We start from the raw sequence: 12,975 nt of genomic DNA, 5'->3' as shown, positions 1-12,975 counted from the left end.
CTATATCGCGCCGATACATCGAAGTGGCGAAGCCAACAGGCCCGCTCACTCTGGAGTGGGCGAAATTCACCGGAGAGTTATCGAACGTCCGGCGTGTCCCTGCCGGGCGTGCCACCGGCCGCGCTAGGGGGCGTGGACGACACAGGAAGAGCCCGTACTCTGTCCTGGTGATTAACCAGCGGCAGGTCGTGGACTACGCGTTGCAGCGCCGTGCGCTGCTCGCCGAAGTCCGCTCCGGGCGCGTCGGCAGCTACGAAGCCTGCGACGCGAGCCCGTACCTGCTGCGGGCGGCGAAGTTCCACGGCCGGGCCGGTGACCAGCCCTGCCCGATCTGCCGCCAGGAACCGCTGACCCTGGTGTCCTGGGTCTACGGTGACGAACTCAAGCACGTCGCGGGCTCGGCGAGGACCCCCGAAGAGCTGGCCAGGATGGCCGGCCGGTTCGCCGAGTTCACCGTGTACGACGTCGAAGTGTGCCGGGCGTGCCACTGGAACCACCTGGTCCGGTCGTACGTCCTCGGCACGGGGGAACCGGCCGACGGTCCGCGAAGGACCGCGGGCCGGTGAGCTGTATCACAACCGCTGAAGAGCGCAGAACGGCGCGACACCGGGCGCCGGTCTGGGAGGCCCATTCGTGAACGACGACCGCAACCGCTCCTGGCCCGGCCAGGAGCCTGATGCACCTCGCCGTGCCCAGTCAGGCCCGTGGCCGGGGGAAGACCCCGGCCCCGCGTGGCCCGGCGAAGAAGCCCCCCGCCGGTCACGCGGTGATTCGGCGCAGCGTGGCACGCCGCCCCGGGGCAACCCGCGCGGCGGCTCGCCCGAATGGCCGTCCGGTGACGACGGTGGGCCCCAGTGGCCCGGCGACGAACCGCCACGGCGTCCGCAGCGCCCGCGTCAGCAGGGTCAGCAGGGTCAGCAGGGGATGCCGCCGCGGCGCGCGGTCCCGCCGACCGGTCAGCGTCCGCAGCAGGGTCCGCCCGGCTCTCCGCCGCAGGGCTTCCGCCAGCCCGGAAACCGGCCGGTGCCGCCGCCCGGGCGCGAGCCGGACCTGATCACCCACCACGCGCACAACGGCACCGACGACATCGGCCGCGACCCGTACGACGACGGCTACGAAGACGCCGCCTTCAACGAGTTCGCCGACGACGTCGAGCCCCAGGACGAGCTCGACGAAGAGGGCAAGAAGGTCCTCACGCCGGCGCAGCGCAAGAAGCGCCGGTGGAAGATCGCCCGGCGGGTGGCATACGCCTGCGTCGGGCTGTTCTTCGTCGTGCCCGCGATCGCGTTCGTCATCACCTACTTCCTGGTCGACGTGCCGACGCCGGAGAGCATCAAGTCGCTGCAGAACCAGCCGATCACCTACTACGACGCCAGCAACCAGGTGATGGGCCGGGAGCTGCCGCCGGGCGGTGACCGCCAGCTGCTCAAGCCGGGCGAGGTGCCCGACGTCGTCAAGCGCGCGGTGTACTCGGCGGAGGACGCGACGTTCGAAACGAACTCGGGCTTCGACGTCACCGGCATCCTGCGCGCGGTCTGGAACCAGGTCTCCGGCGGCCAGGGCGGTGGTTCGACCATCTCCCAGCAGTACATCAAGCAGGCGACGCAGAACGACGCCCCGACGCTGACCCGCAAGTGGACCGAGCTGGCCAAGTCGTTCAAGATGAACAACCAGCAGTCCAAGGAAGAGATCATCACTTCCTACCTGAACATCGTCTACTTCGGACGCGGGGCGAACGGCATCCAGGCGGCCGCCAAGGCCTACTTCAACAAGGACGCCAAGGACCTGAACGCGTCCGAGGCTTCGCTGCTGGCCGGCCTGATCCAGGGCCCGGGCCGCTCGGAAAACCAGGCCTACGCCCAAAAGCGCTGGGCGTACGTGATGGACCAGATGGTCGCCAACAAGTGGCTGCCGCAGGCCGAGCGGACCGCCGCCCAGTACCCGACGCCGATCGCGAAGAACGCCAACAAGGAGCAGAACTCGGGCAAGCTCACCTACCAGGTCCAGCAGCGGATCAAGGACGAGCTGGCGACGAGGGGCTACGACGAGAACAAGCTGTTCTCCAGCGGCGCCAAGATCTACACCACGATCGACCCGGCCGCCCAGGATGCCGCGGAGAAGGCCATCGCGGACGGCATGAAGGGCCAGACCGACGAGAACCTGCTCAACGCGCTGGTCGCGGTCGACCCGAAGACCGGCGGGGTGCTCGCCTACTACGGCGGGCCGGAGCTGGTGAAGGACGCCAACGGCAAGGACCAGATCGGCCAGGACCGCGCCAACCAGGCCAGAAACCCGGGTTCGTCGGTGAAGGCGTTCGACCTCACGGCGTTCCTCAAGATGGGCAAGGGCCTCGGCGAGACGTTCGACGGCTCGAACAACCGGGTGCTCGGCGGCCGCACGGTCCGGAACGCGGGTGACAGCGCCAGCTGCGGCAAGGACTGCACCGTCGCCAAGGCGATGGAGATCTCGGCGAACACCGTGTTCTACGACATGGTCCTGAACGTGACGAAGCCGTCGCGGGTCGCGGAAGCGGCGAAGGAAGCCGGCGTCAAGATCGCCCCGGACGGCAAGAGCACTCTCTACACCGACGACAACAACATCTCGCTCGGTGGTGGTGGCACGGCCGTGACGCCGGAGGACATGGCGGCCGCGTACGCGTCGTTCGCCAGCGGTGGCACGTACCACGAGCAGCACTTCGTCTCGAAGCTGACGAACAACCAGGACGAGGTGGAGTTCGACCAGAACAACATCAAGACCAACCCGGCGTTCGACGACGACGCGTCGAAGAGCCAGCAGATCGCGGGCAACGTCACCGAGGCACTGGTGCCGGTCATCGACCACTCGAAGCTGAAGTGCCCGAGCGGCCACGAGTGCGCGGGCAAGACCGGTACGCAGCAGTACACGGCGAAGGCCGACGACCCGAAGGCGTACAACGACCGCAACGCGCAGACGTGGATGGTCGGCTACACACCGTCGGTCTCGGCCGCGGTCTGGGTCGGCGGCGACGGCAACAAGCCGCTGCACGACCCGAAGAACAAGCCGATCTTCGGTGCGACCATCGCCGGTCCGACGTGGCAGAACTTCATGAACCTCTACCTCAAGGGCAAGCCGGCGGAGAAGTTCGACAAGGTGCAGGCGATCGGCAAGGACGTCAACGCCGTGACGACCACGCCGTCGAAGCCGTCCGACACCCCGACTGTCACCACGACGCCGACCACCCCGGAGTCGTCCGAGAGCACCGAGCCGTCGGACACCGAGACGAACACGTCGAAGCCGACCAAGTCCCGGCCCGGCCTGCCCACCACCATCGATCCCGGCGGGTTCGGGAACACGGGTGGTGGTGGGATCGCCCAGCCACCGGGCGCCGGGCCCGGCTAGAGACGTCCTCCTTCAGGGCCCTTCGCGACGCGCGGAGGGCCCTGAAGCGTTTCAGGAAGATCGTTTCGGCAACCCCGGCCTTTCTCGCGCGTCCCTTCCAAGAGGGGGTGGCGACTGTCGCCGCCCACGATTGCTGGAGGACTGCCCCGTGCCCGACGATCGATCCCGCTCCTGGCCGCCGGGCCAGGGTCCCGATCCACGCCGTCGAGGGCCCGCGCAACCTCAAGGCCCGCACGGCCAGGGCCCGCGACGCCCGGTGCCCCCGCCGCCCGGCCGGCCGCAGCAGCCGCGCGGGTACCGGCCCGAGCCGCCGCCGATGAGCGGCGGCCCCGAGCTGATGACGCACCACTCCTACGAAGAGCCGGACGGCTACGACGACGTCCAGCCGGATGCCGACGGCAAGCCGGTCCTCACGCCGGAGCAGCGCAAGAAGCGACGCTGGAAGATCATCCGACGGGTCGGCTACGGGTTCGTCGGGGTGTTCTTCGTGCTGCCCGCGATCGCGTTCGTCATCACGTACTTCCTGGTCGACGTCCCGTCGCCGACCGAGGTCGCGCAGAACCAGAGCCAGGCGGTGACCTACCTCTACGCCGACGGCTCCCCGATGGGCAAGGACGTCCCGCGCGGCGGCAACCGGGTGCTGCTGACCCCGGAGCAGATCCCCGACGTCATGAAGCACGCGGCGATCGCAACCGAGGACGACTCCTTCGAGACCAACTCCGGCTTCGACGTCGGCGGCCTGCTGCGCGCGGTCTTCAACCAGGCCACCGGCGGTACCGGCGGTGGTTCGACGATTTCGCAGCAGTACATCAAGAAGGCCACCGACAACGACGCGCCCACGCTGACGCGCAAGTGGACCGAGCTGGCCAAGTCGTTCAAGATGAACCAGACGTACGAGAAGAAAGACATCATCACCGCGTACCTGAACATCATCTACTTCGGGCGCGGCGCGTACGGGGTGGGCGCGGCGTCGCAGGCCTTCTTCCACAAGGACGCGAAGGACCTGAGCTTCTCGGAAGCCGCGTTGCTGGCGGGGCTGATCCAGCAGCCGGGCCGGTCCGAGAACCCCAAGGTCGCGCAAGACCGCTGGAACACCGCGCTCGACCGGATGGTGAAGAACAACTACATCTCCGCGGCCGACCGCGCGGCGGCCCAGTTCCCGACGCCGATCCCGCTGGAGGACAGCAAGCAGCAGGCCGGCGCACCGCCCGCGTTCGTCGTCCAGCAGGTGAAGGACGAGCTGGCCGCGCACGACATCCCGGAGGACCGCTACTACTCCGGCGGTTTCCAGGTGCAGACGACGATCGACCCGAAGGCGCAGCAGGCCGCGGAACAGGCCGCCACGGACGCGATGAAGGGCCAGGTCGACGACAACCTGCTCAACGCGCTCGTCGCCGTCGACCCGAAGACCGGCGGCGTGCTCGCCTACTACGGCGGCAAGCCGATCGTGCAGGTCAACGGGCAGGACCAGGCCGGGCGCGACTGGGCGGACACGCCGCAGAACCCGGGCTCGTCGATGAAGCCGTTCGACCTGACGGCGTTCCTCAAGATGGGCAAGGGCCTCGACGCGAAGTTCGACGGCTCCAACAACCGCACCTTCGACGGCCGCGTCGTGCGCAACGCCGGCCCGGGCAGCAGCTGCTCGCAGCAGTGCACCGTCGCCGAAGCGATGGAGCGCTCGGCGAACACGGTGTTCTACGACATGGTCCTCAACCAGACCCACCAGGAACCGGTCAAGGACGCGGCGCGGGAAGCCGGCGTGAAGACCAAGAACGACGACGGCGGCCAGTCGATCATTTCCACCAAGGACAACAACATCTCCCTCGGCGGTGGCGAAACCCAGATCACGCCGCTGGACATGGCTTCGGCGTACGCGACCTTCGCGGCCAACGGCGAGCAGCGGGCCCGCCACTTCGTGCTGAAGGTGACCAATGGGCAGAACGAGGTCGCGTACGAAGCCGCCACCGACGGCAAGTCCGCGTTCGACAGCGACTCGGACAAGAGCCGTCAGATCGCCGGGAACGTCACCGAAGCGCTGAAGCCGGTCATCGGCTTCTCGAAGCTGAAGTGCCCGGCCGGCCACGAGTGCGCCGGCAAGACCGGGACGCAGCAGCACACGAAGGTGGCGGGCGAGCCGTCCTGGGCGGCGAACGCGAACTCGCAGACGTGGATGGTCGGGTACACGCCGTCGGTCTCGGTGGCGGCCTGGGTCGGCGGCGACGGCAACAAGCCGCTGCACGGCAAGAACAACTCACCGATCTACGGCTCGACCATCGCCGGCCCGATGTGGCAGAAGTTCCTGTCGCTGTACCTGACGGGCAAGCCGGGCGAGCGGTTCGACAAGGTCGACCGCATCGGCGGCGAGGTGCCCCCGCCGTCGTCCGACGTGGCCACGACGACGGACGCGACGCCGACGAACGAGAACCCCGACGGCGGTGACCAGGGCGGCGACGGCAACGGCGACGACAACGGTCACGGCCACAACCAGTCGTCGTCGCAGTCGAGCACGCCGAAGCACACGAAGACACCGACGTCGAAGGAAACACCGACGAAGACCGACGAGCCGGAGAACTAGCCGCCCCGGGCTGAACCACGGTGGGCCGCGGTCCGTGTCCCTTCGAGAGGACTGCGTCCGCAGCCCACCGTGGAGGACGGCCCGTGAACAACGACCGCACGTCACCCGGCCGGCGGCCCGACCCACGTCGTCGTCGTACCCGGCGGCCGGTGCCCCGCGCCGGGCTGCTGGGCGCCGAGCCGGAGCTGATCACCCACCACGCGCACAACGGCACCGAGCCGGACGATCCGCCGACCGTGCCGATCCTGCGGCCGCGCCCCGGTCAGCCGCCGCGGCGGCCACGGCCACTCACCGACGGGGACCTGCGGAAACGGCGGTGGCGGCGAGTCCGGCGGATCGCCTACGTCGTCGCCGGGCTGTTCTTCGCCGTCCCCGCCGTCGCATTCCTGATCACCTACCTCGCCGTCGGCGTCCCTTCGCCGGAGACGGTCGCGCAGGCGCAGGGCCAGGCCGTGACCTACCTCTACAGCGACGGCACCGAGATGGGCAAGGACGTGCCCACCGGCGGCAACCGGCAGATCCTCGCGGCGAACCAGATCCCGGACGTCGTGAAGAAGGCCGTGATCGCGACCGAGGACGCGTCGTTCGAGACCAACTCCGGCTTCGACGTCGGCGGCATCCTGCGGGCGGCGTACAACCAGGTCACCGGCGGGTCCGGCGGCGGGTCGACGATTTCGCAGCAGTACATCAAGAACGCCTCCGGCGACGACGACCCGACGCTGACGCGCAAGTGGGTCGAGCTCGCGAAGTCGTTCAAGATGAACCAGACCTACGAGAAGGCGGACATCATCACCGCCTACCTCAACATCATCTACTTCGGCCGCGGCGCCTACGGGGTCCAGGCCGCCGCGCAGGCCTACTTCGGCAAGGACGTCGGGCAGCTCGACTACTCGCAGTCCGCGCTGCTGGCCGGGTTGATCCAGCAGCCGGGCCGCTCGGAGAACATCGCCGTCGCGACGAGCCGGTGGAACACCGCGCTGGACCGGATGCTGAAGAACGGCTACCTGACGCCGGCCCAGCGCGCGGCGGCGAAGTTCCCGACGCCGATCCCGCTGCGGGAGAGCCGGGACGCGGGTGCGCTGAACCCATTCATCAAGAAGCAGGTCAAAGCCGAGCTGGCCGCGCAGGGCATCGACGAGAAGCAGTACTACTCGGGCGGGTTCCAGGTCTTCACGACCATCGACCCGGTGGCTCAGCAGTCGGCCGAAAAAGCCGTGGCCGAGGGGATGGACGGGCAGACCGACGACCGGATCCTCGACGCTCTCGTCGCGGTCGACCCGAAGTCCGGCGGCGTGCTCGCCTACTACGGCGGCGACGCGATCGTGAAGGGCCCGAACGGCGAGGACCAGGCCGGCCGCGATTGGGCCGACGAGCCGCACAACCCGGGTTCGTCGATGAAGGCGTTCGACCTGGCCGCGTTCCTCAAGCTGGGCCGCGGCCTCGACGCGCGGTTCGACGGCACCTCGCCGCGGACGTTCCCCGGCGTCGACCTGCCGGTCCGCAACGCGGGCGACAGCAGCAGCTGCTCGCAGCAGTGCACGGTCGCCGAAGCGATGCAGCGGTCCACGAACACGGTCTTCTACGACATGGTCCTGAACACCACGAAGCCGTCCGGGGTGGCGGAGGCGGCGCAGGAAGCGGGCATCCGGACCGACGAGAACGGCGGGCGCAGCAAGCTCTTCACCGGCGACAACAACATCTCCCTCGGCGGCGGTGGCACCCAGGTGACGGCGGCGGACATGGCGTCGGGTTACGCGACGTTCGCGGCGGGCGGCGTCCAGCGCGACCGGCACTTCGTGCAGAAGGTGACCAACGCGAACGGCGAAACCGCGTACCAAGCCAAGGACCGCTCGACCGACGCGTTCGCCGACAACGACGCCCAGAAGAGCGCGCAGATCGCGGGGAACGTGACGGCGGCTCTGGCGCCGGTGATCCAGTTCTCCCGGCTCAGCTGCCCGACCGGCCACGAGTGCGCCGGCAAGACCGGCACCCAGCAGCACACGCCGCAGAACGACGAGCCGGCGTCGGCGGCGAACGCGAACTCGCAGACCTGGATGGTGGGCTACACGCCCTCGGTGTCCGCGGCGGTCTGGGTGGGCAGCGACGGCGACAAGGCGTTGCGCGGCCCGAACGGCGCGCCGCTGTTCGGTTCGACGCTCGCGGGGCCGATCTGGGACCGGTTCATGCAGCTGTACATGTCCGGCAAGCCGGGCGAGCGCTTCGACCGCGTGGCCGCGATCAGCTCGCCGCAGGACCGGGTGCAGGTGCAGGCCCAGCAGCCGCAGCAACCGGACCAGCGGAACCAGCAGGACCAGCGCGGGCAACAGCAGCAGCCCGGGAACCGGCAAGAGCAGCAGCTCGACCAGTTCCGCCAGTTCCAGCAACGGCTGCAGGAGCTGCAGGACCAGCAGCGCGGCCGAAAGAGGCCGTGACGTCGGCGCTGGGGGACACCGGCGTCACGGCCAGATCGGGGGTCAGAGCTTGATGACCGTTCCTTCGACGCCGGAGCGGTGCGCGGCCTCGATCACGCGCAACGCTTCGACCGACGACTCCGGATCGACCGGGAAGTCGCCTTCGCCGCGCAGCGCGTCACGCACCTGGGCGTAGAACCGCTCGTAGCGGCCGGTTTCGGTGGGCACCGTCTTGAGGTCGTTGCCGACGCCGATCTTGCCCGCGTCCGAGGCGGGCTCCACGCCCCAGCCGTCGTCGCCCGGGCGCATGCCCGACTTGATCTGGGGTTCCTGCACGTCGAGGCCGTACTTGGTGAACGTCGCCTGGTCGCCGAGCACCCGGAACCGCGGGTTCTGGGTACCGGCGAGCGCCGACGCCCACAGGTGCGACCGGACGCCGCTGGCGTGCTTCAGCGCGACGAACACGTCGTCGTCCACCTGGACCCCGGCCCGGCGGCGGTCGGCCTCGGCGTAGACCTGCGTGACCGGGCCGAACAGCTGCAGCGCCTGGTCGACGATGTGCGCGCCCAGGTCGTAGAGCAGGCCGCCGGCTTCGGCCGGGTCGCCGAACTCGCGCCAGTTGTCCTTCGGCTTGGGCACCCAGCGGTCGTAGCGGGACTCGAAGCGGTACACCTCGCCGAGCTTCCCGGACTCCAGGACCTTCCGGACGGTGAGGAAGTCGGAGTCGAGGCGCCGGTTCTGGAAGACGGTCAGGCCGACACCCGCCGCCTTCGCCGCGGCGACGACCTGCTCGGCTTCGAGCGCGGTGGGCGCGAACGGCTTGTCGACGACCACCGGCAGGCCGGCCTCGATCGCCCGCAGCGCGAGCGGCACGTGCGTGCGGTTCGGCGTGCTGACCACGACGAGGTCGAGGTCGCCGGCCCGCTCGAACAGCGCGTCGGCGTCCGGCACGATCTCCGCGCCCGGGTGGTCGGTGCGCGCCTGGGCGGCGCTGCCCGACGTCGTGATCACGGCCGGCGTCAACCCGGGAGTCGCCGCCACCAGCGGCGCGTGGAAGACGCGCCCGCCGATGCCGTACCCGAGGATGCCCACGCGCAAGTCACTCATGCGGCCATTAAACAACACTGTTGCGTAATTGGCCAGACGTGGGAAGATCCGGTCATGGCGGACATCGGGGTGAACCTGCGCGACGTGCGCGAGCACAACCGGGCCCTCCTGCTCACGCACATCCTGCGCGCCGGCGGCCTCAGCCGCGTCGAGCTCGCCGAACGCACCGGGCTCACCCAGCAGGCCGTCTCCAAGATCGTGCCCGAACTCCTCGACGCCGGCCTGCTGGACGAGCGGCGTCAGCCGTCCACGGGGGTCGGCAAGCCCCGCACGCAGCTGACCATTCGCGCCGGTGCCCGCCACGCGCTGGGCGCGCGCCTCGACCGCGACGAGTTCCGCGTGCTGCGCACGAACCTCATCGGCGAGGTCGAGGAGACGGCAGGCGGCCCGCTCCCGGCCGGCTTCACCCCCGAGCATGCCGTCGAGGCCATCGGCACGACCGCGCTCGAGCTCGCCGACGGCTTCGACGTGCTGGGCCTCGGGCTCGGCGCGGTCGGCCCGCTGGACCACCTCGCCGGCCTGGTCCGCGACGCGACGAACATGCCCGGCTGGCACGACGTCCCCCTGCGCGACCTGCTCGAGAAGCGCACCGGCTTGGCGGTGACGCTCGACAAGAACACCAATTCCGCCGCGTTCGCGCAGCTCTGGCCGCACGGCGAGCCGACGGCGACGGCGGTCGTGCTCGTCGGCACCGGCATCGGCGTCGGCCTGCTGATCGACGGGCGGCTCTACCGCGGCCCGCGGACCAACGCGGGTGAGTTCGGGCACACCACGATCGCCTACGACGGGCCGGTCTGCGCCTGCGGGCGGCGCGGCTGCGTCGAGATCATGGCCAAGCAGGCCCCCGACACACGGACCGCCGCGGGCTTCCTCGGGATCGGCCTCGCGGACCTCGTGCAGGTGCTCGACCTGGAACGGATCGTGCTGGCCGGACGCGCCGTGCGGGACGAACCGGGCACGCACCGTGACGCCGTCTCGGAGCGGCTCGAGGAGCTGCTGCCGCTGCCGCACTGGCAGCGCATCGAGGTCGTCGAGGACTCCTTCGGCGAGGAGATCGTCACGCGCGGAGCCGCCGCGGAGGTCCTGGCCTCGTACTACGCGAATCCGGCATGATCACCACCTTCACCTCGGCGGCGGGCACCGACCGCTAACATCCGCACTCGTGCCAGAGGAGACCACGCGCGAGCCGGACCCCGGCCCCGTGACGCTGAGCCGGACGGACCGGGTCGTCCCGAGCTGGGACGAGCCACTCGCGGCGGCGGTCACCAGACCCATCGGCGGCCCGCTCGGCGAGCACGCGGCGGTCGGCAGGCACTGGTTCTGGTCGCCCCAGCGCGTCGGGCTGCTGCTGGCCACCCTCGCGCTGATGCTCTGCTGGTTCGGCAAGGGCTCCTGCATCCAGCAGTACCAGGACTCCAGCGGCGCCAACCAGCTCGACTGGCGCGCGGGCCGCCCGTTCGTCGCGATGTGCTACTCCGACATCGTGCCGCTCTACAGCTCCGAGCGGCTCGACCGGCCGGGCACCTTCCCGTACTACACGTCGTGGAAGGAGAGCTCGCAGACCGCGGAGAACGACACCCGGTACATGGAGTACCCGGTGTTCACCGGCCTGTTCCAGTGGGTGAACGCGACGCTCGCGGCGGGCTGGGAGAAGGTCGCCGAGAGCGGCTGGCTGCCCGGGGGGCTGCCGGTCGCGGTCTACTTCGACCTCTCCGCGCTGTTCCTGGCGATGGCCTGGCTGGTCACCGTCTGGGCGACCGGCCGGACGGTGAAACGCCGGCCGTGGGACATGGTGCTGGTGGCGGCCTCGCCACTGGTGCTGGTGCACGCGTTCACCAACTTCGACGCGATCGCGACCGCGTTCACCGCGACCGGCCTGCTGGCCTGGGGACGCAAGCGGCCCCTGCTCGCCGGGCTCCTGCTCGGCCTGGGCGCGACGGCCAAGCTCTACCCGCTGTTCCTGCTCGGCGTGCTGTTCGTGCTGTGCCTGCGCGCGGGCAAGCTGACGCCGTTCTGGAAGACCGCGGCCGCCACCGTCGTGACGTGGCTGGCGGTGAACGCGCCGTTCATCCTCACCGCGACCCGCGGCTGGTGGGAGTTCTTCCGGCTGAACACGCTGCGGCCGATGGACCCGGACTCGCTGTACAACGTCGTCTCCTACGCCACCGGCTGGACCGGGTTCGACGGCGTGCTGCAGAAGAACCAGACGCCGGCGTACCTGAACCTCACGGTGGCCGTGCTGTTCCTGACCTGCTGCGCGGGCATCGCCTACGTCGCGCTCGCGGCACCGCGACGGCCGCGCGTCGGCCAGCTCGCGTTCCTCGTCGTGGCCGCGTTCCTGCTGACGAACAAGGTGTGGAGCCCGCAGTACTCGCTGTGGCTGGTGCCGCTGGCGGTGCTGGCGATCCCGCGCTGGCGGCTGCTGCTCGGCTGGATGCTGCTCGACGCGCTGGTCTGGGTGCCGCGGATGTTCTACTACCTCGGCGTCGACCACAAGGGCCTGCCCGAAGGCTGGTTCCTCGGCACGGTGGTGGTCCGCGACCTCGCCGTCGCCGCGCTGTGCGTGCTGGTCGTGCGCGAGATCTACCGCCCGGCCACCGACCTGGTCCGGGCCGCCGGCGACGACGACCCGGCCGGCGGCTTCCTCGACGGCGCCCGCGACGTGATCGTTCCGAACGCCGTCCGGCGCCGCCGGAAGGCCGTGGCCGCCTAGCCCAGCTGTTCGCGCAGGTAGGCGATGTCGGCCGCCTGGCCGTCGGCCGGGGTCTCGACGATGACCGGCGCGCCCGCCTCGCGGGCGACGGCGACCAGCACCTCGGGGTCGATCGTCCCCTCGCCCTCGACGACGTTCGCGTGCCGGTCGCGGGTCGAGCCGAACTCGTCGCGGGAGTTGTTGAGGTGCACCAGGTCGATCCGGCCGGTGATGGCCTTGACCTTTTCGACGGCGGTCGCGAGGTCCCAGCCGGCGGCGAACGCGTGGCAGGTGTCCAGGCAGAACCCGGCGCCGAACTCGCCGACCTTGTCCCACAGCCGGGCGATGACGTCGAGGTCGCGGGTGATCGCGTTCTCGCCGCCGGCGGTGTTCTCGATCAGGATCGGGACCTTGAAGCCGCCCTTCTCCTGCTCGCGCTCGAAGAGCTTGCGCCAGTTGTCCAGGCCGACCTCGACGTCGTCGGTGTCGCCGACGTGCCCGCCGTGCACGATCAGGCCCTTCGCGCCGACCGCCGCCGCGCCGTCCGCGTGCTGCGTGACGTTCTTACGGGATGGGATCCGGATCCGGTTGTTCAGCGAAGCCACGTTGATGAGGTAGGGAGAGTGGATGAACACCTCGACCGGGTCGGCCGCGATGGCCTCGCCGTGGGGGTGTGGCTTCGGGGCCTTCCAGCCCTGCGGGTCCGAGAGGAAGAACTGGACGACGTCGGCTTTGCGCTCGGCGACCGCGGTCAACGGGTCGTCGTCACGGACATGGGCGCCAATCAGCATGCCGAGCACGCTACTCCGGGG

9 protein-coding genes are annotated in these 12,975 nt (G+C 70.0%); 6 read left to right on the top strand and 3 right to left on the bottom strand.

Translation table 11 applies throughout. The annotated features are described in order from the left end of the window. The first annotated feature begins 167 nt into the window (after positions 1-167). A complete protein-coding gene (locus tag AB0N03_RS28625) occupies positions 168-566 on the top strand; it encodes a DUF5318 domain-containing protein (RefSeq protein WP_329053600.1) in 399 nt (132 codons plus the stop codon). A 193-nt stretch (positions 567-759) separates the two neighbouring features. Here the strand turns inward: AB0N03_RS28625 and AB0N03_RS28620 are convergent, their stop codons facing one another. Then, positions 760-1,062 (bottom strand): hypothetical protein, encoded by a 303-nt coding sequence (locus AB0N03_RS28620; RefSeq protein ID WP_364377795.1) that lies wholly within the window; start codon positions 1,060-1,062, stop codon positions 760-762. Here AB0N03_RS28620 and AB0N03_RS28615 point away from each other — a divergent pair. The 3 genes from AB0N03_RS28615 (at position 1,024) to AB0N03_RS28605 (ending at position 8,385) form a co-directional block, all read left to right on the top strand. Then, on the top strand, positions 1,024-3,378 hold the full coding sequence (locus AB0N03_RS28615; protein ID WP_364377793.1) for a transglycosylase domain-containing protein: 2,355 nt from the start codon (positions 1,024-1,026) through the stop codon (positions 3,376-3,378). The genes AB0N03_RS28620 and AB0N03_RS28615 overlap by 39 nt on opposite strands. A gap of 256 nt (positions 3,379-3,634) precedes the next feature. Continuing rightward, on the top strand, positions 3,635-5,953 hold the full coding sequence (locus AB0N03_RS28610; protein WP_364377791.1) for a transglycosylase domain-containing protein: 2,319 nt from the start codon (positions 3,635-3,637) through the stop codon (positions 5,951-5,953). Positions 5,954-6,036: 83 nt separating this feature from the next. Beyond that, positions 6,037-8,385 (top strand): transglycosylase domain-containing protein, encoded by a 2,349-nt coding sequence (locus AB0N03_RS28605; RefSeq protein ID WP_364377789.1) that lies wholly within the window; start codon positions 6,037-6,039, stop codon positions 8,383-8,385. A 42-nt stretch (positions 8,386-8,427) separates the two neighbouring features. Here the strand turns inward: AB0N03_RS28605 and AB0N03_RS28600 are convergent, their stop codons facing one another. After that, positions 8,428-9,471, bottom strand: a complete 1,044-nt coding sequence (locus AB0N03_RS28600; RefSeq protein ID WP_364377787.1) for a Gfo/Idh/MocA family oxidoreductase — start codon at positions 9,469-9,471, stop codon at positions 8,428-8,430. 54 nt (positions 9,472-9,525) lie between these two features. Between AB0N03_RS28600 and AB0N03_RS28595 the strand changes: the two genes are divergently transcribed. Together AB0N03_RS28595 and AB0N03_RS28590 are read left to right on the top strand one after the other, a co-directional pair. Further along, entirely contained in the window at positions 9,526-10,584 is a 1,059-nt protein-coding gene (locus AB0N03_RS28595; RefSeq protein WP_364377785.1) for an ROK family transcriptional regulator, read from the top strand. A gap of 49 nt (positions 10,585-10,633) precedes the next feature. Then, complete coding sequence (locus AB0N03_RS28590) at positions 10,634-12,184, top strand: glycosyltransferase 87 family protein (protein WP_364377783.1); 1,551 nt, start codon at positions 10,634-10,636, stop codon at positions 12,182-12,184. Here the strand turns inward: AB0N03_RS28590 and AB0N03_RS28585 are convergent. Beyond that, positions 12,181-12,954, bottom strand: a complete 774-nt coding sequence (locus tag AB0N03_RS28585; protein WP_364377781.1) for a deoxyribonuclease IV — start codon at positions 12,952-12,954, stop codon at positions 12,181-12,183. The genes AB0N03_RS28590 and AB0N03_RS28585 overlap by 4 nt on opposite strands. Positions 12,955-12,975 lie beyond the last annotated feature (21 nt).

The sequence above is a fragment of the Amycolatopsis sp. NPDC051061 genome (assembly GCF_040682935.1).
Lineage (GTDB): Bacteria > Actinomycetota > Actinomycetes > Mycobacteriales > Pseudonocardiaceae > Amycolatopsis.
The sequence above is the reverse complement of the archived record's forward strand: the minus strand, read 5'-3'. Positions and strand labels throughout refer to the sequence as shown.

Excerpts from the sequence above, each read along its gene's own strand:
- AB0N03_RS28585 (WP_364377781.1), bottom strand. The coding sequence starts at position 12,954 with ATGCTGATTGGCGCCCATGTCCGTGACGACGACCCGTTGACCGCGGTC.
- AB0N03_RS28595 (WP_364377785.1), top strand. The coding sequence starts at position 9,526 with ATGGCGGACATCGGGGTGAACCTGCGCGACGTGCGCGAGCACAACCGG.
- AB0N03_RS28600 (WP_364377787.1), bottom strand. The coding sequence starts at position 9,471 with ATGAGTGACTTGCGCGTGGGCATCCTCGGGTACGGCATCGGCGGGCGC.